The organism is Rhodoferax ferrireducens (assembly GCF_049302455.1).
Lineage (GTDB): Bacteria > Pseudomonadota > Gammaproteobacteria > Burkholderiales > Burkholderiaceae_C > Rhodoferax > Rhodoferax ferrireducens_B.
Window position 1 is genome coordinate 155152 of sequence record NZ_JBAQMD010000040.1, and the last position, 24927, is coordinate 180078.

At 58.8% G+C, this 24927-nt stretch carries 19 protein-coding genes and 1 tRNA gene; 6 read left to right on the forward strand and 14 right to left on the reverse strand.

What is annotated here, in order from left to right:
• Positions 1-10 precede the first annotated feature (10 nt).
• The 10 genes from typA to WA157_RS07825 form a co-directional block, all read right to left on the reverse strand.
• Positions 11-1834: a translational GTPase TypA gene (typA, locus tag WA157_RS07780; protein ID WP_422620401.1), complete on the reverse strand. Its 1824-nt coding sequence runs from the start codon at positions 1832-1834 to the stop codon at positions 11-13.
• Positions 1835-1847: 13 nt separating this feature from the next.
• Positions 1848-2882, reverse strand: a complete 1035-nt coding sequence (truB, locus tag WA157_RS07785; protein ID WP_422620419.1) for a tRNA pseudouridine(55) synthase TruB — start codon at positions 2880-2882, stop codon at positions 1848-1850.
• An 86-nt stretch (positions 2883-2968) separates the two neighbouring features.
• Positions 2969-3337 (reverse strand): 30S ribosome-binding factor RbfA, encoded by a 369-nt coding sequence (gene rbfA, locus WA157_RS07790; RefSeq protein ID WP_011464427.1) that lies wholly within the window; start codon positions 3335-3337, stop codon positions 2969-2971.
• A 28-nt stretch (positions 3338-3365) separates the two neighbouring features.
• On the reverse strand, positions 3366-6293 hold the full coding sequence (gene infB / locus WA157_RS07795; RefSeq protein WP_422620402.1) for a translation initiation factor IF-2: 2928 nt from the start codon (positions 6291-6293) through the stop codon (positions 3366-3368).
• Between the two features lie 24 nt (positions 6294-6317).
• Positions 6318-7814, reverse strand: a complete 1497-nt coding sequence (gene nusA / locus WA157_RS07800; RefSeq protein ID WP_422620403.1) for a transcription termination factor NusA — start codon at positions 7812-7814, stop codon at positions 6318-6320.
• Between the two features lie 22 nt (positions 7815-7836).
• Positions 7837-8451 carry a ribosome maturation factor RimP gene (gene rimP, locus WA157_RS07805; RefSeq protein WP_422620404.1) on the reverse strand — a complete coding sequence of 205 codons (615 nt, stop codon included), beginning with the start codon at positions 8449-8451 and terminating at the stop codon, positions 7837-7839.
• 115 nt (positions 8452-8566) lie between these two features.
• Positions 8567-10282, reverse strand: coding sequence for an ABC transporter ATP-binding protein (locus tag WA157_RS07810; RefSeq protein ID WP_422620405.1), 1716 nt, complete (start codon positions 10280-10282; stop codon positions 8567-8569).
• A complete protein-coding gene (locus tag WA157_RS07815; protein ID WP_422620406.1) occupies positions 10279-11418 on the reverse strand; it encodes an ABC transporter permease in 1140 nt (379 codons plus the stop codon). Before WA157_RS07815 ends, WA157_RS07810 begins: the two co-directional genes overlap by 4 nt.
• On the reverse strand, positions 11402-12436 hold the full coding sequence (locus WA157_RS07820) for a microcin C ABC transporter permease YejB (protein WP_422620407.1): 1035 nt from the start codon (positions 12434-12436) through the stop codon (positions 11402-11404). Before WA157_RS07820 ends, WA157_RS07815 begins: the two co-directional genes overlap by 17 nt.
• A gap of 3 nt (positions 12437-12439) precedes the next feature.
• Positions 12440-14236 carry an extracellular solute-binding protein gene (locus WA157_RS07825; RefSeq protein WP_422620408.1) on the reverse strand — a complete coding sequence of 599 codons (1797 nt, stop codon included), beginning with the start codon at positions 14234-14236 and terminating at the stop codon, positions 12440-12442.
• A 128-nt stretch (positions 14237-14364) separates the two neighbouring features.
• Between WA157_RS07825 and fabI the strand changes: the two genes are divergently transcribed.
• A complete protein-coding gene (gene fabI / locus WA157_RS07830; RefSeq protein WP_422620409.1) occupies positions 14365-15150 on the forward strand; it encodes an enoyl-ACP reductase FabI in 786 nt (261 codons plus the stop codon).
• 76 nt (positions 15151-15226) lie between these two features.
• Here the strand turns inward: fabI and WA157_RS07835 are convergent, their stop codons facing one another.
• Complete coding sequence (locus WA157_RS07835) at positions 15227-17515, reverse strand: Orn/Lys/Arg decarboxylase N-terminal domain-containing protein (protein WP_422620410.1); 2289 nt, start codon at positions 17513-17515, stop codon at positions 15227-15229.
• 132 nt (positions 17516-17647) lie between these two features.
• Here WA157_RS07835 and WA157_RS07840 point away from each other — a divergent pair, with 132 nt between their 5' ends.
• Entirely contained in the window at positions 17648-18073 is a 426-nt protein-coding gene (locus WA157_RS07840; protein WP_422620411.1) for an NfeD family protein, read from the forward strand.
• 32 nt (positions 18074-18105) lie between these two features.
• Complete coding sequence (locus WA157_RS07845) at positions 18106-19017, forward strand: SPFH domain-containing protein (protein ID WP_011464416.1); 912 nt, start codon at positions 18106-18108, stop codon at positions 19015-19017.
• Between the two features lie 84 nt (positions 19018-19101).
• Here WA157_RS07845 and murJ read toward each other — a convergent pair whose 3' ends face one another.
• A complete protein-coding gene (murJ, locus tag WA157_RS07850; RefSeq protein ID WP_422620412.1) occupies positions 19102-20667 on the reverse strand; it encodes a murein biosynthesis integral membrane protein MurJ in 1566 nt (521 codons plus the stop codon).
• An 85-nt stretch (positions 20668-20752) separates the two neighbouring features.
• Here murJ and rpsT point away from each other — a divergent pair, with 85 nt between their 5' ends.
• The 3 genes from rpsT to argF all read left to right on the forward strand — a co-directional run bounded on the left by rpsT (position 20753) and on the right by argF (position 23541).
• Complete coding sequence (rpsT, locus tag WA157_RS07855; RefSeq protein WP_011464414.1) at positions 20753-21055, forward strand: 30S ribosomal protein S20; 303 nt, start codon at positions 20753-20755, stop codon at positions 21053-21055.
• A gap of 310 nt (positions 21056-21365) precedes the next feature.
• On the forward strand, positions 21366-22580 hold the full coding sequence (locus tag WA157_RS07860) for an aspartate aminotransferase family protein (protein ID WP_422620413.1): 1215 nt from the start codon (positions 21366-21368) through the stop codon (positions 22578-22580).
• 52 nt (positions 22581-22632) lie between these two features.
• Positions 22633-23541, forward strand: coding sequence for an ornithine carbamoyltransferase (gene argF / locus WA157_RS07865; RefSeq protein ID WP_422620414.1), 909 nt, complete (start codon positions 22633-22635; stop codon positions 23539-23541).
• A 63-nt stretch (positions 23542-23604) separates the two neighbouring features.
• Here the strand turns inward: argF and WA157_RS07870 are convergent.
• Positions 23605-23694 (reverse strand) — tRNA-Ser (locus WA157_RS07870).
• Between the two features lie 105 nt (positions 23695-23799).
• A partial coding sequence (locus WA157_RS07875) for a branched-chain amino acid ABC transporter substrate-binding protein (RefSeq protein ID WP_422620415.1) occupies positions 23800-24927 on the reverse strand: 1128 nt, incomplete at its 5' end.

Genomic DNA, 24927 nt, shown 5'->3' on the forward strand with positions numbered 1-24927 from the left:
TAATCGGAAATTAGCGCCCTGCCCGCTTGCGCTCGCTCTCAGTCAGGTAACGCTTGCGCAGGCGAATCGACTTGGGCGTGATTTCGACCAGTTCGTCGTCTTCAATGAATTCCACGCCGTATTCCAGTGTCAATTGGATCGGCGGGGTGATCTTGATCGCATCTTCCTTGCCACTGACGCGGAAGTTCGTCAGTTGTTTGGTGCGCGTGGCGTTGACCACCAGATCGTTGTCACGGTTGTGGATGCCCACAATCATGCCTTCGTAGACCGGGTCATTGGCCGTGACAAACATACGGCCGCGGTCATCGAGTTTGCCCAGCGCGTAGTTGAAGATTTCACCCGCATCCATGGAGATCAATACACCATTTTTGCGCCCGCCGATGTCACCCCTGTGGGGCTCATAGCTGTCAAAAATATTGGAGATCAGGCCCGAGCCGCGCGTCAGGTTCAAAAATTCATTGGTAAAACCAATCAGACCACGCGCCGGAATACGGTATTCCAAACGGACCCGGCCACGGCCATCGGGTTCCATGTTGATCAAGTCGCCCTTGCGCTCGCCCAAGGCCTGCATCACACCGCCTTGGTGCTGCTCTTCAACGTCGATGGTCACCAGCTCGATCGGCTCATACTTTTCGCCGTTGATTTCCTTGAGCACCACGCGCGGCTTGCTGACTGCCAACTCAAAACCTTCACGCCGCATGTTTTCCAGCAGAATGGTCAAGTGCAGTTCGCCGCGACCCATGACTTCAAAGATACCTTCTTCATCGGTTTCTTTCACACGCAAGGCCACGTTGTGTTGCAGTTCTTTTTGCAGGCGATCCCAAATCTGGCGACTGGTGACGTACTTGCCCTCACGGCCCGCCAGCGGGCTGGTGTTGACGCAGAAGTTCATGGTCAGGGTCGGCTCATCCACCTTGAGCATAGGCAGCGGTGCCGGATTGACGGGATCGGTGATGGTCACGCCAATGCCGATGTCAGCCAGGCCGTTGATCAGCACGATTTCACCTGGGCCGGCATCCGTGGTCTGCACGCGTTCCAGGCCCTGGAAGGTCAACACCTGGTTGATACGACCTTTGACGGCCTTGCCATCCGGACCTTCCATCACGACCACGTCCATCATGGGCCTGATCGTCCCCTGGCTGATGCGCCCGACGCCAATCCGGCCCACAAAGGTCGAAAAGTCGAGCGCCGAAATTTGCAGTTGCAGTGGCGCTGCAGGGTCACCCTGTTGGTGCGGCACATGCTTGAGAATGGTGTTGAACAGGGCCGACATATCAGGACCCCACTGTTCACCCTGACCGCCCTCTTCCAGCGACGACCAGCCGTTGATGCCGGAGGCATAGACCACGGGGAAATCCAGCTGTTCATCCGTGGCGCCGAGCTTGTCGAACAAATCAAATGCGGCGTTGACCACCCATTGGGGGCGCGCACCGGGCTTGTCCACCTTGTTCACCACCAGGATCGGCTTGAGCCCCAAGGCCAGGGCCTTTTTGGTCACAAAACGCGTTTGGGGCATGGGACCTTCTTGCGCATCGATCAGCAGCACCACACCGTCGACCATGCTCAATGCACGCTCCACCTCGCCGCCGAAGTCGGCGTGGCCGGGGGTGTCGACGATGTGGATGTGCGTGCCTTGCCAGGTCACGGCGCAGTTCTTGGCCAGGATCGTGATGCCACGCTCTTTTTCGATGGCGTTGTTATCCATCACGGTGTCAACAACCTTCTCGTGCTCGGCAAAGGTGCCAGACTGGCGCAGCAATTGGTCGACCATGGTGGTCTTGCCATGATCGACGTGGGCGATGATGGCGATGTTTCGGATTTGCTTATGGGACATAGTTCACTTTCTCTTAAATCTCGTCAAAGTCTGTCGTCTGGAGGGCTGAGGGCGGGGCTGCGTGCAGCACGCTGGACCCCGATTCGCAATCTCCCACTATTTTCTCAATCTCAAGCGGACTCAATAGCCGCCCAGGTATCAGCTCACCTGCCACCACATGGCCAGTGCCCAATAAGGCACGCGGTGCCTGTCCTGAGCCGGTCGAAGGGCCATAAACGGCAACTTGCCCGTTGTCAGGCCAATCTCCCCGGCGGCGCAAGCCGCTCAGGAACCGCCCTGCATTCTCAGTGTCCAGCGTGACTACCGTGTGCTCGCTCAGCAGCGACTCCACCGGCAGCAGCTGGCTCAATCTCTCTTCATCCGTCATCGCCTCCAATGCCGCCAGCGTCACACACTGCGCCACATCGAAGCCACCGGTCTCAACCCGGCGCAGCGCCGTCAGATGCGCACCGCATCCCAGCGCTTCACCGATATCCTCAGCCAGGGTCCGGATGTAAGTTCCCTTGCTGCACTTAACTATCATTTTAATAGCAATATACTCAATACCCACGGGGGCTAGAGCCATATTTAGCTTATAAATTGTGACGTCACGGGCCTCCCTCTCCACCTCGATACCGGCCCGCGCGTATTCGTACAGGGCCTTGCCGTCTTTCTTCAAGGCGCTGTGCATCGGCGGTATCTGCCGAATCGGCCCGGTGAAGCGTATCGCCACATCACTCAGGTCTTGCTCCGTCACCTTCACCGGCCGCTCTTCAATGAGCTCGCCCTCGGCGTCGCCAGTACTGGTTTTCAGACCCAGCCGCGCCACTGCCTCGTACGTTTTGTCCGCATCCAGCTGAAGCTGGCTGAACTTGGTGGCGGCACCAAAGCACAGCGGCAACAGACCCGTGGCCAGTGGATCGAGCGTGCCGGTGTGGCCGGCCTTCTCGGCCCGCAACAGCCACTTGGCTTTTTGCAAGGCGTCATTGCTCGACAGTCCCAAAGGTTTGTCCAGCAACAGCACCCCATGCACGGGGCGCCTGGCAACCCGTGCACGCGGCGCAGGGATGTTGCCCCCACGCTTGCTCACTTCGTGTGCGTCGCTGCCCCCCAAGGGGACTTTCGCACCTTGGGGCGGCCCAGCGGTGCTCATGGTCAATCCTCTTTGGCGCGAGAGGCAACAGCACGCGCAATCAAGGCGTTCATGTCGGCGGCTCGCTCGGTCGTTTGGTCAAACAAAAAATGCAGTGTGGGCACGGTATGAATGTGCAGCCGCTTGAACAGGCCCGCCCGCAAAAAGCCGGCCGCCTGATTCAGTCCTTCCGTACAGGCTTTGGGATCTCCCGCCAGCAGGCTGAAGTACACCTTGGCGTGTGCATAGTCAGGCGTGACTTCCACCGCCTGAATCGTCACCATACCCACCCGCGGATCTTTGAGCTCGCGCGCAATCAGCTCGGTCAGATCCCGCTGGATCTGATCGGCGACCTTGAAGGCGCGGTTGGGGGTTTTTGACTTTTTACGCACGATTTACGTCGGGTCCATCACAGCAGCATCAAAGTGTTCTCGCCACTTCGCGAATTTCAAAGAATTCCAGCACGTCACCCTCTTGGATGTCGTTGTAGTTCTTGATATTCAAACCGCAATCAAAGCCTTCACGCACTTCCCTGACATCGTCCTTGAAACGCTTGAGCGAGTCGAGTTCACCCGTGAAGATGACCATGTTGTCGCGCAGCAAGCGCAGCCGCGCGGTGCGCCGCACGACGCCGGCGGTGACCATACAGCCAGCAATCGAGCCAATTTTGGACACCTTGAAAATCTGACGAATTTCGGCGGTACCAATGACTTCTTCCTTCTTGTCTGGCGTCAACATGCCCGACATGGCGAGCTTGAGCTCATCCACGGCGTCATAAATGATGTCGTAGTAACGGATGTCCACGCCATTGTTCTCGGCCAGCTTGCGCGCGCCGGCGTCGGCGCGGGTGTTGAAACCAATGATGACGGCCTTGGAGGCAATCGCCAGGTTCACATCCGACTCGCTGATGGCACCCACGGCGGTGTAGACCAGTTGCACCTTGACTTCGTCGGTCGAGAGCTTGAGCAAGGACTGCGCCAGCGCTTCCTGGGAACCCTGCACATCGGCCTTGATGATGATCGGCACCATCTTGACCTCGCCCGCGGCCATGTCGGTAAACATGTTCTCGAGCTTGGCCGCTTGTTGCTTGGCCAGTTTGGTGTGACGGAACTTGCCCGCGCGGTAAGTGGCAATCTCACGGGCACGGCGCTCGTCGGCCAGCACCATGAACTCGTCGCCCGCCTGCGGCACCTCCGTCAGACCCTGGATTTCGACCGGGATCGAAGGGCCTGCCGTCTTGATGGTTCTGCCGTTTTCGTCCAGCATGGCGCGCACACGACCGTAAGTGGAGCCCGCCAAAATGACGTCACCAGTCTTGAGCGTGCCGGACTGAACCAGAATAGTGGCCACCGGGCCACGGCCCTTGTCCAGCCGCGCCTCAATCACCAGACCCTTGGCCATGGCGTCGACCGGCGCTTTGAGTTCCAGCACTTCAGCCTGCAACAACACCTGTTCCAGCAAGGCGTCAATACCCTGACCGGTTTTGGCCGACACGGGAACAAACGGCGAGTCACCACCAAATTCCTCGGGCACCACTTCTTCGACCACCAGCTCGTTCTTGACGCGCTCCGGGTTGGCATCGGGCTTGTCGATCTTGTTGATGGCGACCACGATCGGCACACCGGCCGCCCGTGCGTGCTTGATGGCTTCTTTGGTTTGCGGCATGACACCGTCGTCGGCAGCCACCACCAGAATCACGATGTCGGTCGCTTGCGCACCGCGGGCCCGCATGGCCGTGAAGGCCTCGTGACCGGGGGTGTCAAGGAAGGAAATCATGCCGCGTGGTGTCTCCACGTGGTAGGCGCCAATGTGCTGGGTAATGCCGCCGGCTTCGCCCGTGGCGACCTTGGCACGACGAATGTAGTCCAGCAAGGAGGTTTTACCATGGTCAACGTGGCCCATGACGGTCACAACCGGTGCACGTGGCAGCGACTCGGATTGCTGCTGCGACACTTCGGCATCGGTAAATGCTTCCAGATCGTCCAGCGCCGCCACAATCGCCTTGTGACCCATTTCTTCCACCAAAATCATGGCTGTGTCCTGGTCCAGCGGCTGGTTGATGGTCACCATCTGGCCAAGCTTCATGAGATGTTTGATCACCTCGGACGCCTTGACCGCCATCTTGTGCGCCAACTCGGCCACGGTAATGGTTTCGGGCACATGCACTTCGATAACGCGTGCCTCGACCGGTGCTGCCTGCACCCGGCTGTCATCACGGTCGCGATCATGGACACCGCGTCGACCACCCCGTGCAGGGGCACGCCAGGCGGTGCCTCGACCTGCACCCGGTGCGCCGGTTGCGCCACGGGTGGGAATACCTTTTTTCTTCGCTGGATCGCCGGCCCAGCTGCTGGACAGCTTGGCTGACTTGACTTCCTTGCCAGCGCCTGCGGCGGCTCCGGCCGCCGGTGCACCAGGTGCCCCAGGCTTGACCGGTTTCGCAGGCACGGCGCCAGCTGCTGGTTTGTGCAGCGTGCCCTTCATGGCCGGCTTGACCTCTTCCGGCTTCTTGGGTGGAGGCGGCGCCTTTTTGGCCGGCGAGGACATCATCAGGCGAATGGCAGCCGCTTCGCTCTCTGCCTTGCGTCGGCGGTCCCCCAGATCAGCGGCACGAGCCACATCTTCAGCCGCCCGAGCCTTGGACTCCGCCAATTCCTTTTCGCGTGCCAGCCCTTTTTCTTTGGCCAGGTGTTGCTCTTTTTCCGCTGCAGCCAAAACCTTGGCGGTTTCAATTTCAGTCGGATTGGGCACCGGTTGCTCGGGCGCCACCGGCTTGCTTTTTTTCTTGAGTGCTTGTGCTGCTGCGGCTTCCGCAGCTTCTGCGGCTACTGCCGCAGCCTTTTCAGATGCTTCACGTGAGCGCGCTTCCTGCTCTTCACGCTGACGTCTGCGCTCGGACAGCTCTTCTTCCTGACGTCGAATCAACTCAGCCTGACGGCGCGCTTCTTCTTCCCGGCGTGCCAACTCAAGGTTGTCGATCTGCGGCGCGGCCTCGACTTCCTGTTCGGTCTCAAGCGCGGGAGCCTCCGCGCTCACCTCTACGCCATCGTCGCGCCGGATGAAGGTGCGTTTCTTGCGCACCTCGACCTGAATGGTGCGCGCCTTGCCACTGGCATCCGCCTGCTTGATTTCGGTGGTCGACTTCTTGACCAAGGTGATCTTCTTGCGCTCGGCACCCGCCGCGCCATGGGTGGACTGCAAGTAACTCAATAGACGTTGCTTGTCAGCGTCGTTAAGCTTGTCGGAAGCTGCCGTTTTGGCAACGCCCGCCGATTTGAGCTGCTCAAGCAGCGTAGCGGTTGATTTTTTGAGTTCGTTTGCAAACTCGGCGACTGTCGTACTGAACATTTGTTGGGTAACCTTTCATGACCATTACTCTTGAGAAGCGGCGTCATTGGTAAACCAATGTTCGCGCGCCTTCATGATCAAGGTCTTGGCCTCGTCCGCAGACTGGCCGGTGATTTCTGTCAATTCGTCAACGGCCAGGTCAGCCAGGTCGTCCAGGTTGTTAACGCCGCTTGTTGCCAGCTTGGCAATCAGCTCAGGGGTGAGGCCCTGCAGGTCGCGCAAATCCAGCGAAACCGCCTGCACACTCTCTTCATGCGCGATTTCCATGGTCAACAGCGCATCCTTGGCACGGGTGCGCAATTCGTTGGCTGTGTCTTCGTCGAAGCTCTCGATTTCGAGCATTTCTTCCAGCGGCACATAAGCCACCTGCTCCAGGCTGGTAAAGCCTTCGGCAATCAGCAGATCGGCGATTTCTTCGTCAACATCGAGGTGTTCCATGAACAGCTTGCGACCCGAATCGGTTTCGCTCGCTTGTTTCTGGGCCGACTCGGCCGCATCCAGGATGTTGATCTTCCAGCCGGTCAGCTCGGAGGCCAGGCGCACGTTCTGGCCGCCCCGGCCGATCGCGATCGCCAGATTCTCCTCGTCGACCACCACATCCATGGCATGGCGTTCTTCGTCCACCACAATGCTCGACACGTTGGCTGGAGCCAGCGCCCCGATCACAAACTGGGCCGGGTCCTCGCTCCACAGCACGATATCAACGCGCTCGCCCGCCAACTCGTTGGTGACACCGTTGACGCGGGTACCACGGACCCCCACACAAGTGCCAATCGGGTCGACCCGCTTGTCATGCGACAACACGGCGATCTTGGCGCGGGAACCGACATCACGGGCGCAGGATTTGATCTCCAGCAAACCCTGCTCAATCTCGGGCACTTCCTGACGGAACAGCTCGATCATGAATTCAGGCGCCGAGCGCGACAGAATGATCGGCGCACCACGCAAGGTCAGATCGACTTCCATGATCATGGCGCGAACCCGGTCACCAACGCGCAAGTTTTCTTTCGGGATCATCTCGGTGCGACGCAGGCGGCCCTCAACGCGGCCTGACTCGACGATGAGGTCGCCTTTGTCCATGCGCTTGACGGTGCCAACAAAAATATTATCGCCACGCGACATGAAGTCGTTGAGCAGCATTTCACGCTCGGCGTCGCGGATTTTTTGCAGGATGACCTGCTTGGCCGCCATGGCGCCAATACGGCCAATCGGCAGCGATTCCACTGTTTCTTCGATGTATTCGTCGACCTCGATGTCGGGAATCTGTTCTTTGGCTTCAAACAACAGGATTTCCTGATCGGGCAACTGCAAGCCCGCCTCATCGGGCACCACATGCCAACGACGAAATGTTTCGTAGTTGCCACTGTCGCGGTCAAGCGCCACCCGGATGTCGACATCACCGGGGTAAATCTTTCTTGTTGCCTGCGCCAACGCCGCTTCAACTGCGCCAAACACCACATCAAGCTCCACGTTTTTCTCACGGGATATGGCTTCTACCAGCATTAACATTTCGCGATTCATGCCATGACTCTCCTGTTTCAATTCAATCCAAATTCGACTCAGTGCCAGCCTTGGCACCTCGGCCCTTAAAACTGACAATTGGCGCCAGGCGCGCCTCTTTCAACTCGTCAAGCGTAAAACCCAGCGCCTGCAGCGGCGCGGGCAATCTCTTTTTACTGACTCTTTGGCCGGGCTTGACCTCGGGCGCATCGCTCCAGACGATTTGCCAACCCGGCACGACCCCTGACTCGCCGTTGGTGCTTTGCGTGCGCTCCAACGTACCCCGAAACTTTTTGCGTGTCGCGTTCACCAGGGTCCCCGCCGCCGCGCCAATGGGCGCCTTCAGGGTGACATCAATCTCTTGCCCCACAAAGCGTTCAAAGTCTTTCTCATGCCGCAAGGGACGATCGATACCGGGCGAGGACACCTCCAGCCGCTTGTAATCGACACCATCCACTTCCAGCGCAAACAACAACTGACGGGTCACTTTCTCGCAGTCTTCAACCGTGACAAACTGCTCAGCCTCGCTACCCGCCGTGCCGGGTACCCAAGGCAAATCGATCGTGATGCGCAGCAAACCACCAGCGGAACGCTCGATTTCCACCAGGTCGTAACCCAGACCGGCTACGGTTTGCTCAACAATTTCTTTCAGCGCCACGTCAGTCCAAATGTCCCATAAAAAACAATCGACCAAAAAAAACGGGCGGTAGATACCCGCCCGTTTGGTCGTGAGGGGCGAATTATAGCCCAATATCGAAGAATATTCAGGGATTTTAACTGGCGGCGGCCAGCAAAGCGCAGGTGTATTCGTGCTGCGGCGCCGCCAACAGCTGGGCTGCCGCGCCGGACTCCACGATGTGGCCTTCTTTCATGACCAGGACATAGTGCGCCATGGCCCGGATCACATCAACATCGTGCGTGATCAGCAAGTAACTCAAACCGCGCTCGCGTTGCAGTCGCTGCAGCAATAGCAACACCTGCTTCTGGATCGTCACATCCAGCGCGCTGGTCGGTTCGTCCAGCACCAGCACACGGGGGTTGATGATAAGCGCCCTGGCAATCGCCAGGCGCTGGCGTTGCCCGCCAGAAAACTCATGCGGGTAACGCTGCAGCAGCTCGGCCAGTCGGGCCGCACTGGCGCCGTCATCCATGCCGACATCGGCCAGTGCCTGTACCACGCGCTGACGACGCGCCAGCCGCGACAAGCCCGGCTCATGCACGGACAAGCCTTCGCCGACGATTTCCTCGACACTCAGACGCGGGGACAGCGAGGAAAAAGGGTCTTGAAACACCGCCTGCACTTCGCGGCGCATGGCCCGGTTGCTGGCCGCACTGATGCCCCACGCTTGGCCCGTGACCTGCAAATCGCCACTGCAAGGCAGCAAACCCAAAACCGCCAGCGCCAGCGTGGATTTGCCCGAACCAGACTCACCCATGACGCCCACCGTCTGCCCCGCTGGCAGACTGAAATCCGCGCCCTGTACCGCGACAAACTCGCCGTGTCTGAACCAGCCCTTGAAACCCGGCAGCGGGATTGGGTAAACCACCCGTAATCCCTGTGCGGTCATCAGCGCAGGCGCACCGGCTGGCGGCAATTGTTCTGCCCCGTCGCGCACCGGCTTGCTGTCAATCAGCCGACGGGTGTAGGGATGCTGCGGCCGGGCAAACACGTCTGCCGTGGCACCTTGCTCCACGATCAAGCCGTTTTCCATCACGATGACGCGGTCGGCAAAACGCCGTACCAGATTCAAGTCATGGGTGATCATGAGCACGGCCATGCCGTTTTGGGCCTGAAAACTGGCCAGCAAATCAAGGATCTGGCCGCGCAAGGTCACATCCAGCGCGGTGGTTGGCTCGTCGGCCAGCAGCAATTGGGGCTGGCACGCCAACGCCATGGCAATCATGGCGCGTTGCCGCTGGCCGCCGCTGAGCTGGTGCGGATAGGCGTTGACGCGCCGCTGCGGCTCGGAGATGCCGGTGTCTGCTAGTAATTTAATAGCTACTTGAGAAGACTGAACGGGGGCTAGACTCTGTTTTAGCTCTAAAACCTCGCGAATCTGTTCACCCACCGTGAACAAAGGATTCAGCGCCGTCATCGGTTCCTGAAAAATCATTGAGATCGCTTGCCCGCGCAGGCCGCGCAAGGCCTGCTCCGGCATTGACAGCAGATCACGCCCCTGAAACACGGCTTGGCCGCCGACGTCGGCGTTTTGCACCAGCCGCAGCAGACTCAAGGCAGTGACAGTCTTGCCAGAGCCTGACTCACCGACCAACGCCACTTTCTCGCCCGCAGCGATGCAAAAGTCGATGCCGCGCACCACTTCCTGCCCGGCAAACGAAATGCGCAGTCCACGGACGTCGAGCAATGGCGTCGGTCCGGTACGCGAAGCGGCAAGCGTGTGGGTAAGTTCCGCCGACAGGCCGCCCTTAGGCGGGACGGCCCCCTCGGGGGGCAGCGCAGTACGCGAAGCGACAAGCGTGGGGGTCATTTCTCAGCCTTTCGTGGGTCCAGCGCATCACGCAAGGCATCGCCCATGAAGGTCAGCAGCAGCAAGGTCAGCACCAGCACACAGAAGGTGGCGAGTGAAATCCACCAGGCATCGATGTTGTTTTTGCCTTGCGACAGCAGTTCCCCCAACGACGGCGTACCCGGTGGCACGCCCAGGCCCAGAAAATCCAGCGACGTCAACGCCAAAATCGCGCCACTCATGCGAAACGGCAGGAACGTGACCACCGGCGTCATGCTGTTGGGCAGCAGGTGGCGGGTGATGATCTGCCAGTTGCTCACCCCCAGCGCACGGGCCGCGCGCACATAGTCCAATTGGCGATTGCGCAAGAATTCAGCGCGCACATAGTCACTCAAGCCCATCCAGCCGAACAGGCTGAGCAGAATCAGCAGCAGCGCCAGACTGGGGGCAAAAACGGCGCTGAAAATGATCAGCAGGTACAGCTCGGGCATGGAGCCCCATATTTCAATGAAACGCTGAAACGCCAGATCCGTCTTGCCACCAAAAAACCCTTGAATGGCACCGGTGATGACACCCAGCAGCGTGCCGGTGAAAGTCAGCGCCAGGGCAAACAGCACGCTGACGCGAAAGCCATAAATCAGCTGCGCCAGCAGGTCGCGCCCGCGGTCATCGGTGCCCAGCCAGTTGTCACGCCCAGGCGCCGACGGGTTGGGCTCTTTGGCAAAGTAGTTCAAGGTTTTCGAGCCGTACGGGTTGGGGGCAAACAGCGCCCAGTTGCCTGCCTGGGACAGGCGCTCGCGGATGAAAGGGTCAAGGTAGTCGGTGGCGGTGTCGAAATCACCGCCAAAAGTCTTCTCCGAATAATCCTTGACAATCGGAAAGTAGGTCGTGCCCTGGTAGCGCACCAGCAACGGGCGGTCGTTGGAGATCACTTCAGCCAGCAGGCTGAGCAGCACCAGCGTCACAAAAGCCAGCAGGCTCCAGTAGCCCAGGCGGTTGCGCTTGAATCGCATCCAGGCTCGACGGCCGGGCGATGGAGACTTCGGGGGCGTCCTCGCGGGGCCGCCGCGGAACCGCCTTTGCCGGGCCGCTGGCGGCGCCCCCTCAGGGGGGAGGCGGCCAGAGGCCGCTTCGGGGGGGTTAGTCAAACTTGACACGCGGATCGACCCAAACATAAGACAAATCTGAAATCAGCTTGGTCACCAGACCAATCAGCGTAAAGAAGTAAAGGGTGCCCAGCACCACCGGGTAATCGCGCCGGATCACACTCTCGTAACTCAGCAGCCCCAGGCCATCGAGCGAAAACAGCGTCTCGATCAGCAGGGAGCCGGTAAAAAAGGCGCCAATAAACGCCGCCGGGAAGCCGGTGATGATAGGAATGAGCGCATTGCGAAAAACGTGCTTCCACAGCACCTGGCGCTCGTCGAGGCCTTTGGCGCGCGCCGTGACGACGTACTGCTTGCGGATTTCTTCCAGAAACGCGTTCTTGGTCAGCATGGTGGTGACGGCAAAGCTGCCCAGCACCATGGCGGTGACCGGCAGGGCAATGTGCCACAGGTAATCGACCACGCGCGCACCCCAGCTGAGCTCATCCCAATTGCCCGACGTCAAGCCGCGCAGGGGAAACCACTGCAGCTGTCCGCCAAAAATCACCAGCAGCGCCACCCCCAGGACAAAGCCGGGAATAGCGTAGCCAAACAGCACCAGCAGGGTCGTGACAAAGTCAAAACGCGAGCCCGCGCGCACCGCTTTGGCCACGCCCAGCGGCACGGCAATCAGGTAGCTGATAAAAAATGTCCACAGTCCCAGACTGATGGAGACCGGCAGCTTCTCCCAAATCAGCTCCGACACGCTTTTGTTCTGGAAAAAACCCCGCCCCAGATCAAAACGGGCAAATTGCCCCAGCATTTGCAGGAAACGCTCGTGCGCGGGTTTGTCAAAACCGTAGAGCGCCTTGATCTGCTCGATGCGCTTCGGGTCCACCCCTTGCGCGCCGCGGTAACTCAAGCCGCCACTTTCCGCACCAGCCCCTTTGCCACTGCCCGCCTTGGCCTCAGCCAGGTATTGTTCTACCGGGCCACCGGGCACGAATTGAACCACCATGAAAGTGATCAGCAAGACCCCCAGCAAGGTGGGAATCATCAGCAGCAAGCGTTTGAGGATGTAGCTCAACATGGTTTATTTGGCCCACCAGGTGTCGATCGCCCAGCCCTCGCCCGCCGCATAGGGCGGCATCGACTCGGGTTTGGCCAGGCGCCAACTGTTGTACACCATGCGATGTGTGCCCGCGCTCCATTGGGGAATCAGAAAATGACTGTGACTGATGACACGATCCAGCGCACGGCACGCGGGCAGCAGTTCGGCCTTGGACCTGGCACTGGTCATCGCGCTGATCAACGCATCGACGGCCGGGTTCTTGACGCCCGCAAAATTGCCGGAATCTTCCTGATCGGCCGCCTTGGAGCCAAACATGTCGGCATATTCCTGCCCCGGGTTGTGGGTGCCGCCATAGGCAATCGAGGTGATGTCGAACTCAAACTTCTGCAGGCGTTGCTGGTACAGGGCAAAGTCCACCGGGCGAAAGCTCAAAGTGATGCCAATTTTTTCCAGATTTCGCGCCCACGGCGCCGCCATGCGGGCACCGCTCTCGTTGCTGTCCAGGTACTCAATTTCAAACGCCTGGCCCTGGGCGTTGCGCAAGGCCCCATCGCGCACCTCCCAGCCTGCGGCCTTCAGCAGGGACTGGGCCTGGCGCAGGTTGGCGCGCAGGGATGAATCACCATCGGTGCGCGGCGCGACCGCCATGGGACCCAAAGCGGCTGGCGGGATGTCTTGGCGCCAAGGGGTCATCAACGCCAGTTCTTGCGCGCTGGGCATCCCGCTGGCCTGGCAATCGGTGTTGCCAAACAGGCCATTGACGCGCTGGTAGGCGTTGTAGAACATCTGCCGGTTCATCCATTCGAAATCCAGCGCCAAGCCCAGCGCCTGGCGCACGCGTAGGTCCTTGAGCTTGTCGCGCCGGGTGTTGAGCACGTAGCTCTGAAAACCGGTCGGCAAACGGTGTTTGAACTCAGCCTTGACCAACTCACCACTGTCAAAACGCTTGCCGTTCACCCGGCGCGCCCAATCGCCAGCCGAGAAAAAACGCATCAAATCAAACTCACCGGCTTTGAGCGCTTCCAGTCGCGCCGTACCGTCCTTGTAAATCTTGACCGTGATGCGATCAAAGTTGTTGCTGCCACGCTTCACATTCAGGTCCCTGGCCCAATAGTTCGGGTCACGCACATAAGTGATGTCTTTGCCAAAGCGCACCGGACCAATTTTGTAGGGGCCGCTGCCAATCGGGATGTCGGTGACGATTTGATCAAATGACTTGACATTGCCATTCACCCTGCCCCAGGCCCGGCTGAACACCGGCAAACCGCCAACGGTGAGCGGCAGTTCCCGGTTCGGTTTTTTGAAGCGGTAGCGCACAGTGCGCTCATCGAGCACCTCCAGACCCGCCACATCTTCAAGCAGACTCTTGTAGGCCGGCGACGTGTGCGGCCCCATCAAAGTGTCAAAGCTGTATTTCACGTCCTGGGCCAACACCGGGTCACCGTTGTGAAAGCGGGCCTCGGGCGCCAGGCGAAAGGTGGCACTCAAGCCATCTGGCGCCACGTCCACGTCACGCGCCAGCAGGCCGTAACCGGCGCCGGTTTCATCCAGCGCGCCCGTCAGCAGCGAGTCAAACATCAAATCTGCCAGATACGCCGGGGCCGAGCCCTTGATCGTGAACGGGTTGTACTTGTCAAAAGTGGACACGCGCAAATTGCTCACCAGCCGCAGTTCACCACCCTTGGGCGCGTTCGGGTTGACATAATCGAAGTGCGAAAAATTGGCACCGTACTTCAGATCGCCCCACAGCGCGTACCCATGCGCCGCCCACAACGGACTGCAAACAACAGACAGGCATAAAAAAAACAAACGTCGCATGCGACAATTCTGCATCAACGACACCTGCCGTCGGGCGGGCATGATGAATGCCGCTATAAACGGCTTTTCAAGCCGATTTCGAGACGGCGACGATTTAACTGCATATAGAACTGAGAGAAGAGACCACTATGGGATTCCTGACAGGAAAAAAATTGCTGATTACCGGTGTTTTGTCCAAACGCTCGATTGCTTACGGCATCGCGCAAGCCTGCCACGAACAAGGCGCGGAACTGGCCTTCAGCTACGTGGGCGAGCGTTTCAAGGAGCGCATCACTGAGTTTGCGGCCGATTTTGGTTCCACGCTGGTGTTTGACTGCGATGTGGCAGACGATGCCCAGATTGAAAAACTGTTCACCGATTTGGCCAAGCACTGGCCCAAATTTGATGGCTTTGTGCACAGCATTGGCTACGCGCCGCGCGAGGCCATTGCCGGCAATTTTCTGGACGGATTGACGCGCGAAAACTTTCGCATCGCGCACGACATCAGCGCCTACAGCTTCCCCGCCATGGCCAAGGCTGCCCTGCCCTACCTCAACGACAAGGCGTCCTTGCTCACACTCACTTACTTGGGCGGCGTGCGCGTGGTGCCCAGCTACAACACCATGGGTTTGGCCAAGGCGTCACTGGAGTCGTCGGTGCGTTACTTGGCCGATGCGATTGGCCCACGCGGCATGCGCGTGAACGGCCTGAGCGCTGGCGCCGTCAAGACACTGGCGGCCAGCGGCATCAAGGATTTTGGCCGCTTGCTGGCCATTTCAGCCAGCGCATCGCCTTTGAAGCGCAACGTGACGATTGAAGAGGTCGGCAATGTGGCCGCTTTCTTGCTCAGCGACCTGGCGTCCGGCATGACCGGGCAGATTTCTTATGTCGATTGCGGCGTCAGCCAGACCGCCGTGGCGGTCGTGGAATCTTGATAAAATAGGGCTGTAGCCCCCGTATTACCTGGGTTAGAAGCTATTAAATTAATAGCTTCTCACTTCAAGGCTTGAATCAGGACTTGACGCAATCAGCATAGTAGTGCCGCTGCCCGTCAGCATCCTGTTCTTCCACCAGTCCATGAATATCAGTTTCAAAACCGGGGCACTGGGTATTGAACTCGCGGGCAAATTTCAGGTAGTCCACGATCTTCTTGTTGAACACTTCGCCCGGGATCAACAAGGGAATGCCGGGCGGGTAAGGTGTGACCAGGCCAACCGTGATGCGACCTTCCAAATCATCAATCGCCACGCGCTCGGTCTTGCGCAGCGCAATGTGGGCATAGGCATCGCTGGGCTTCATGGCCGGCGCCAGGTCACTCAAATACATGTCGGTGGTCAGGCGCGCAATGTCATATTTGGCGTAGAGCTGGTGCACGTGCTGGCACAGGTCAGCCAGCCCCATGGTTTCGTATTTGGGGTACTTCTGGCAAAACTCGGGCAGGATGCGCCACATCGGCTGGTTCTTGGCGTAATCGTCCTTGAACTGCTGCAAGGCGGTCAACATGCTGTTCCAGCGGCCCTTGGTGATGCCGATGGTGAACATGATGAAAAAGCTGTAAAGCCCGGTCTTCTCGACCACCACGCCGTGTTCGGAGAGGAACTTGGTGACGATGCTGGCCGGAATGCCGGTCTTGGCAAACTTGCCGTTCAAGTCCATGCCGGGCGTGACCACCGTCGATTTGATCGGGTCGAGCATGTTGAAGCCGGTGGCCATTTTGCCAAAGCCGTGCCAGTTGACACCCGCCTTGGCTTTGGCGGATTCACCTTTGATCACCCAGGCATCGGCGCGGCCAATGCCCTCGTCCACCAGTTTGTCCGGTCCCCAAACCTTGAACCACCAGTCGGTACCGTATTCTTCGTCGATCTTGCGCATGGCACGGCGGAAATCGAGCGCTTCAGCGATGCTTTCTTCCACCAGCGCGGTGCCGCCGGGTGGCTCCATCATGGCGGCAGCCACGTCGCAACTGGCAATGATGCTGTACTGCGGGCTGGTACTGGTGTGCATCAGGTACGCGTCGTTGAACAGGTGCTTGTCGAGCTTGACGGTTTGCGAATCCTGCACCAGCACCTGGCTGGCCTGGCTGATGCCGGCCAGCAGCTTGTGAATGGATTGCGTGGCATAGACCATGGCGTGCTTGGGGCGCGAGCGCTTTTTGCCCATCGCATGGTAGGTGCCGTAAAACGGGTGAAATGCCGCATGTGGCAACCAGGCTTCGTCAAAATGGATGTTCTCCACATAGCCGTCCAGCATGTTTTTGACCGTCTCGGTGTTGTACAGCACACCGTCGTAGGTGGACTGGGTCAGCGTCAGCACGCGCGGCTTGATCCGGCTCAGGTCCACGTCGGGCAGATGCGCCTTGATCAAAGGGTTGGCCTTGATTTTTGCCTTGATGGACGCTGGCTCAAACTCGCTCTTGGGAATCGGCCCAATGATGCCGAAGTGGTTCCGCGTGGGCTTCAAAAACACCGGAATGGCCCCGGTCATGATGATGGCGTGCAGGATGGACACATGGCAATTGCGGTCCACCACCACCACGTCGTTGGGCGCCACGGTGTGGTGCCACACCATCTTGTTGCTGGTACTGGTGCCGTTGGTCACAAAAAAGCAGTGGTCGGCATTGAAGATGCGCGCCGCATTGCGCTCGCTCTTGCCAATCGCACCATCATGGTCGAGCAGTTGCCCCAGTTCTTCCACCGCGTTGCAGACGTCGGCACGCAGCATGTTCTCGCCATAAAACTGGTGGTACATCTGACCGACCGGACTTTTCAGAAAGGCGACGCCACCGGAGTGCCCTGGGCAGTGCCAGGAGTAGGAACCGTTCTCGGCGTAGTCCAACAAGGCTTTGAAAAACGGCGGCTGCACGCTCTCAAGGTAAGCTTTGGCTTCGCGAATAATGTGACGCGCCACGAACTCGGGCGTGTCCTCAAACATGTGAATGAAACCATGCAGCTCGCGCAGGATGTCATTGGGCAAATGGCGTGAGGTCTTGGTCTCGCCGTAGATATAGATCGGCACATCAAGATTTTTACGACGCACCTCTTCGATGAAGTGGCGCAAGTTCACCACTGCCGGGTCGAGGTCCGGACCGGGGGTAAATTCCTCGTCATCAATGGACATGATGAAGGCACTGGCGCGGCTTTGCTGCTGCGCAAACTGGCTCAGGTCACCATAACTGGTTACACCCAGCACTTCCAGGCCTTCTGACTCGATGGCTTGGGCCAGCGCCCGTATACCCAGGCCGGAGGCGTTTTCAGAGCGAAAATCCTCGTCAATGATGATGATGGGAAAGCGAAATTTCATTGGTAACTCCAGCCACTTACAAAACAATTTCAGGAATGAGGCGCGAAGTGTAAGGACTAATCCATTCTCAGCCCTTGCGTATGGCGACTTTTGCCGCAGAATGTGGCAAGGGAAACACAATTGGAAACAAACATGGCTGAATCGACGATCTGGTGGCTGTTGGCGGGGGCGGTTATCGCGGCCGAACTGCTGACCGGCACCTTTTATTTGCTCATGCTGTCGCTGGGGCTGGCCGGCGCAGCCGTCGCCGCCCATCTGGGGGCGACGGTGCCAGCTCAATTGGTGGTGGCGGCCCTGCTGGGTGGTGGTTTTGTTGTAGCCTGGCGCAGTTACAGGAAGCACCAGCCGCCCGCACTGCCTGCCAGTGCCAACCGGGATGTCAATCTGGATATTGGGGAAACCCTGCAGATAGAGGCGTGGAACGCAGATGGAACCAGCACGACCAGGTACCGAGGTGCCGCCTGGAGCGTGTCACTGAGGACGGGTGCCGTGGCGACCCCGGGTCTGCACCGCATCGTTGAGGTGACTGGCAGCCGCCTGGTGGTCGAGAAGGTGTGAATTCGGTTAGCTATTATTTTTTGGAGAGTTAAATGGAAGTTGCAGTCATCCTGTTCGTGATCGCGGTGATCTTTGTCACGCAGTCCATCAAGGTCGTTCCCCAACAACACGCGTGGGTCGTCGAGCGGCTGGGCAAATACAACGGCACCCTGATGCCGGGTTTGAACTTTCTGGTTCCCTTTGTCGACAAGGTAGCCTACAAGCATCTACTCAAGGAAGTCCCGCTGGACATTGCCAGCCAGGTCTGCATCACGCGTGACAACACCCAGTTGCAAGTCGATGGTATTTTGTATTTCCAGGTGACCGATGCGATGCGGGCCAGCTATGGCTCCAGCAATTACATTGTGGCCATCTCTCAGTTGGCGCAGACCTCGCTGCGCTCCGTCATTGGCAAGCTCGAACTCGACAAAACCTTTGAAGAGCGCGACATCATCAACGCGCAGGTGGTGCAGGCGATTGATGAGGCCGCATTGAACTGGGGTGTCAAGGTGCTGCGTTATGAAATCAAGGACTTGACGCCACCGAAAGAAATCCTGCACGCCATGCAGCAGCAAATCACCGCCGAGCGTGAAAAACGGGCACTGATCGCCGCCTCAGAAGGTCGGCGCCAGGAGCAGATCAACATAGCCACCGGTGAACGTGAAGCCTTTATTGCCCGCTCTGAAGGCGAAAAGCAGGCGGTGATCAACAAGGCTCAGGGCGATGCGCAATCCATTCTGGCCGTCGCCGAGGCCACCGCCCAAGCGATTGAACGTATCGCGTCGGCCATTCGCCAGCCCGGCGGTGCCGAGGCGGTGCAGCTCAAGGTGGCCGAAAAAGCGGTGGACGCCTATTCCAAGGTGGCGGCAGAGGCCACCACCACGCTGATTGTGCCCAGCAACATGACCGAAGTGTCAGCGCTGATTTCTTCGGCCATGAAGATGGTGCAAGTCCAGCGGGCTTAAGCAACTGTCAAAAGCAAGAAGCCGTCGCGTCCATTCGAAAACGACGGCTTCCTGGCGCTGAAGGCCCAACAGCGCTGACCCCGCTCAGCGCCGCAAGAACTGACGAAGCTTCAGGCCCGCCGCCCAGATTGCTGCAAAATATATAGCACCAGAGCCAATAAGGATGAGGGCTAGAAGCCAAATTCGCTTGAAACTCTCGCTGCGCAGCTGGGTCCAGGCAAAAGCACCATTGGCCCACATCAAAAAGACCGCCAGCAAAGCGCAGGCGGCAATCACCTGCAACACAAAAGCGCCCCAGCCCGGCTCAGGCTTGTAGCTGCCACGCCGCATGAGCCCCACAAGCAGCCAGCCGGCATTGATCATGGCGCCGATGCCAATTGACAACGTCAGCGCGGCATGGGCAAACACGGGCACCAGCACAACGTTGAGCAACTGCGTGATGAGCAACACGGCAACCGCTATGGTGACCGGTGTTTTGGTGTCCTGGTTGGCGTAATACCCCGGCGCCAGGACCTTGATGGCCACGATCCCGATCAAGCCTACGCCCCACCCCATCAGTGCGTAAGTAATTTTTTGCACGTCCAAGTCAGTCATGGCACCGTAGTGGTACAGCACGGCCACCAGCGGCATCGGGAACACGATCAGCGCCACCGCGCACGGTACGGCCAGCAGCACCACCAGGCGCAGCCCCCAGTCCAGCATGGCGGAGTATTTCGCCTTGTCTCCCGCTGCGCGGGCCAGTGCGAGCTGGGGCATCAATACCACGCCCATGGCGACACCGAGCATGGCCGTGGGGAACTCCATCAAGCGGTCGGCATAGGTGATCCAGCTCACGCTGCCGGGCGCCAGATGCGAGGCGATCTGGGTGTTGATCAGCATCGAGATGTGCGCCACGCTCACCCCCAACAAAGCGGGTCCCATCAGGCGCAGGATGTTTTTGGTGGCGGGGTCAGCCCAGGCCGCGCGCAACACACGCCAGCGCAGACCGATAGCGGGGGCGAGACCGAGTTTTTTCAAGGCCCACCACTGCACACCCAGTTGCAGCACGCCACCCAACAGCACGCCACCGGCCAGCGCGTAGATCGGCTCCAGCCCCAGGGTCTTGAACCAGGGCGCTCCCAGCCACGCCGCGGCAATCATGCACAGGTTCAACAACACAGGCGTGGCGGCCGGCACGGCAAAACGCTTCCAGGTATTGAGCACACCCGCGGCCAACGCCACCAGGGACATGAAGGCAATGTAGGGAAACATCCAGCGCGTCATGACAATAGCCACCTCAAAGCCGCGCGGATCCTGTTGCAGGCCACTGGCCATGGCCCACACCAGGGCCGGGGCTGCCGCCACGCCGATGACGCTGAGCACCAACAGAGCCCAGGTCAGGACCGTGGCGGCATGGTTGATCACGGTTTGGGTGGCCGCCTCGCCGTGCTGCGCTTTGGAGGCCGCCAGCACCGGCACAAAGGCCTGACTGAAGGCGCCTTCGCCAAAAAAGCGGCGAAACAGGTTGGGGATACGAAACGCGACATTAAACGCGTCCGTCATGGCATTGGCGCCAAAGGTCGATGCAATCAGAAGTTCGCGCACCAACCCGGTAATGCGTGACACCAGTGTCAACAGGGAAACAATAGAAGCAGATTTGAGGAGACTCACCGCCCGAAGTGTAGCTGCGTCAGACCAGCACCTGTTAGAATCGCAGGCTTTGCTGGCAACATCCTCAGACACAAGGAACTAAATTATGGCATCTGGAAAACCCAAGAAAAAGAACCCGCGCCTGGCGTCGGGCCGTAAACGCGTCCGTCAGGACGTCAAAATCAACGCTGCAAACACCTCGCTGCGCTCCAAATACCGCACTGCGGTGAAAAACGTGGAAAAAGCAGTTGTCGCTGGCGACAAGGCCAAGGCAACCGAGTTGTTTGCCAAGATGCAAGCCGTGGTTGACACCGTGGCAGACAAAGGCATCTTCCACAAAAACAAGGCCGCTCGTGACAAGAGCCGTCTGTCGACCAAGGTGAAAGCCCTGGCCGCAATCGCCGCCTGATTTTTCAGGCAAATCGCACGGATTGACTTATCTGAAAGTCGATCCGCCGTTTGTAACGGGTGCGCTGCTCAAGCAAAGCAAAAATGCCGTCGAAAGACGGCTTTTTTGTTGGAACACTTGTCTGAAACATCAAACGCATCGCAGTGATGTCAAATTGTCAAAAAAGCAGACAGGCCAATGGCCATAAAATCACGCTTCAACGGCCCAACCCACGTTGGGCCGCTTTATTTTTGAGCCTTGGAGGGATAGTCCGCAGCGTCGCAGCACGAGCTGGCTCTGTCCCCCAACTGATTGGATGAAGTCTGAAACCATGAATGCATCTTTCATTGAAGCCGCATCGCCCCACGTCATGAACACCTACGGTCGTTTGCCCATCGCCCTGTCGCATGGCCAGGGCTGCCGCGTTTGGGATGTCAATGGCAAGTCGTATCTGGACGCGCTGGGCGGCATTGCCGTCAACACCCTGGGCCACAACCATGCCAAGCTGGTGCCAGCGCTTCAAGACCAGATCGGCAAAATCATCCACAGCTGCAACTACTACCACGTGCCCAATCAGGAAGTGCTGGCCAAAAAATTGGTCGAACTGTCGGGCATGAGCAATGTCTTTTTCTGCTCCACCGGTCTGGAAGCGAACGAAGCCGCCTTGAAGCTGGCGCGCAAATTTGGCCATGACAAGGGCATTGAGCGGCCGGAGATTGTGGTTTACGAGAAGGCCTTTCATGGCCGCTCCATCGCCACCCTCAGCGCCACCGGCAACCCCAAGGTGCAGACTGGTTTTGGCCCGCTGGTGGAAGGATTCATCCGGGTGCCGATCAACAGCATCGAAAGTCTTCAAGCAGCGACGGAAGGCAACACAAACGTGGTGGCCGTGTTTCTTGAGGCCATCCAGGGTGAAGGCGGCATCAACCCCATGCACATGGACTATCTCAAGGCGGTACGACAGCTGTGCGACGAGCGTGACTGGTTGCTGATGATTGACGAGGTGCAATGCGGCATGGGCCGCACCGGCAAATGGTTTGCCCATCAATGGGCTGGCATCGTGCCTGACGTGATGCCCCTGGCCAAGGGCCTGGGCTCGGGTGTGCCGGTGGGTGCGGTGGTGGCAGGCCCCAAGGCCGCCGCCATTTTTCAGCCTGGCAACCACGGCACTACTTTTGGCGGCAACCCGCTGGCCATGCGGGCTGGGGTCGAGACCATTCGCATCATGGAAGAAGATGGCCTGCTGGAGAACGCGGCGCAGGTGGGCAAGCATATGGCGGCAGCCCTCGCTCTTGCGCTGTCTGCCGAGCTGGCCTCAGGCGCCATCAAGGAAATTCGAGGGATGGGTCTGATGATCGGGGTCGAACTGGCAAAACCCTGCTCCGCCCTGGTCCAGCAATGTGCCGACAACGGCCTGCTGATCAGTGTTACCGCCGACACCGTCATCCGCCTGGTGCCACCCCTGATCATGAGCGCGACCGAAGCCGATGAAGTGGTCAGCATCCTGTGTCCACTGATCAAGCAGCTTTTGACTGACGCCAGCTGAAGAATGCCGACAACCGCCCACTGCTCCCTACCCTGCCCTGCGAGTATCCGCCATGAAACACTACCTGCAATTCAGCGACCTCACTGCCCTCGACTACGCCTACCTGTTTGAGCGGGCCGCCCTGATCAAGAAGAAGTTCAAGGCCTACGAAAAGCACCACCCGCTGGTTGATCGAACACTGGCCATGATTTTCGAGAAAGCCTCCACCCGTACGCGGGTCAGCTTTGAGGCTGGCATGTACCAGATGGGCGGCAGCGTGGTGCATCTGACCACCGGCGACAGCCAGCTGGGCCGCGCCGAGCCGATTGAAGATAGCGCCAAGGTGATCAGCCGCATGGTCGATCTGGTGATGATCCGCACCTTTGAGCAGACCAAGATTGAGCGCTTTGCCCAACACTCCCGCGTGCCGGTCATCAACGGCCTGACCAACGAATTTCACCCGTGCCAGATTCTGGCCGACATCTTTACCTACATCGAGCACCGCGGCTCCATTGCGGGCAAGACGGTTGCCTGGGTCGGTGACGGTAACAACATGGCCAACACCTGGCTGCAAGCCAGCGAGATTCTCGGCTTCAAGGTGCATGTCAGCACGCCCGGTGGCTATGAAGTTGACCAGTCCATCGCGGGCCTGCGCTCAGCCGACAGTTACCAGGTATTTCAGGACCCGATGCAGGCGTGCGCCGGTGCCGATCTGGTCACCACCGATGTCTGGACCAGCATGGGTTTTGAAGCCGAAAACGAGGCCCGCAAAGTGGCGTTTGCTGACTGGTGCGTGGACCTGGACATGATGCACGCGGCCAAGCCGGACGCGCTATTCATGCACTGCCTGCCCGCGCACCGGGGTGAAGAAGTGCAAGCCGAGGTGATTGACGGCGCGCAATCGGTGGTGTGGGAAGAAGCAGAAAACCGCATGCATGTGCAAAAGGCGCTCATGGAGTACCTGTTGCTGGGACGTCTGTGAATGTGAGCCCGGCAAAAGCCGCATGAAATACGGGCCTCAAAAGGCCCGTATTTACTTGTCAACTGGCGGAGCAGGGGGGATTCGAACCCCCGGAGGGTTTGACCCCTCGCACGCTTTCCAGGCGTGTGACTTAAACCACTCATCCACCGCTCCAGCACTCGCAATTTTAACCGAGCAAAGTCTGATTTCCCCTTGCAAGAGCCCAAGGGCCAAGAAAAAAGCCATCCGAAGATGGCTTTCTTTCTGTGTAGAACTGGATCAGTTCAAAGCTGCTTTTTTTCCACCCTTGTAGGTGTAGATTGTCATAGCCGGGTTCTTCAACTCGCCATTGGGTTCAAACTGCACATTGGTCGTAATACCCTTGTAATTGGTATCAGCCAATTTGGCGAGATAGACCTTGGGGTCTGCACTGCCAGCGCGCTTCATGGCGTCAACAATCACGTTCACGGCGTCATAGACATAGGGGGCGTAAACCTGGAACTGGCCGGGATACTTGGCGTCGTAACGTGCCTTCCAGGCTACACCACCGGGCATTTTGGCCAGGGAGGCACCGCCCTCGGCGCAAATCACGTGTTCAAGTGTTTTAGCGCCAGCGGACTGTTTGATCAGATCCTGGGTACAAATACCATCACCGCCAAAATACTTGACATTGTTGAGACCGAGTTGCTCCATCTGACGCAACATGGGACCCGCTTGCGCGTCCATGCCACCGAAGAACACGCCATCCGGATTTTTGCCCTTGATGGCCGTCAGGATTGCCATGAAGTCAACCGCCTTGTCGGTGGTGAACTGTTCATCAACGATCGTGATGCCTTTGGATGCGGCTGTTTTCTTGAAAATATCAGCGACCCCTTGGCCATAAGCCGTACGGTCATCAATCACGGCGATGCGCTTGAGTTTCAAAGTGTCAGCGGCGTAAAAAGCCAGACCAGCGCCGAGCGAGTTGTCGTTGGCCAGCAAGCGGAAAGTCGTCTTATAGCCAGGCTTGGTCAAATTGGGGTTGGTCGCCGATGGGGTGACCATGGGGATACCGCAATCATGGTAAATCTTGGATGCAGGAATTGTGGTGCCGGAGTTGAGGTGACCGACCACACCATTTACTTTGGCGTCGCACAGTTTTTGTGCAACCGCTGCACCTTGTTTGGGATCGGCTGCATCATCTTCAGCCACCAGTTGCAGCTTGACTTTTTTGCCCGCGATCACGACGCCTGCGGCGTTCAGATCGTCAATTGCCATCAGGGCGCCATTCTCGTTATCCCGGCCATAAGTCGCCTGGGCACCGGAAATCGGAGCAACGTGCCCGATCTTGACGACCGTCTCCTGGGCCATGGCAACACCGGCGGCAGCAGCAATGGCAGCCACCATAGTAATTTTCAATTTCATTTG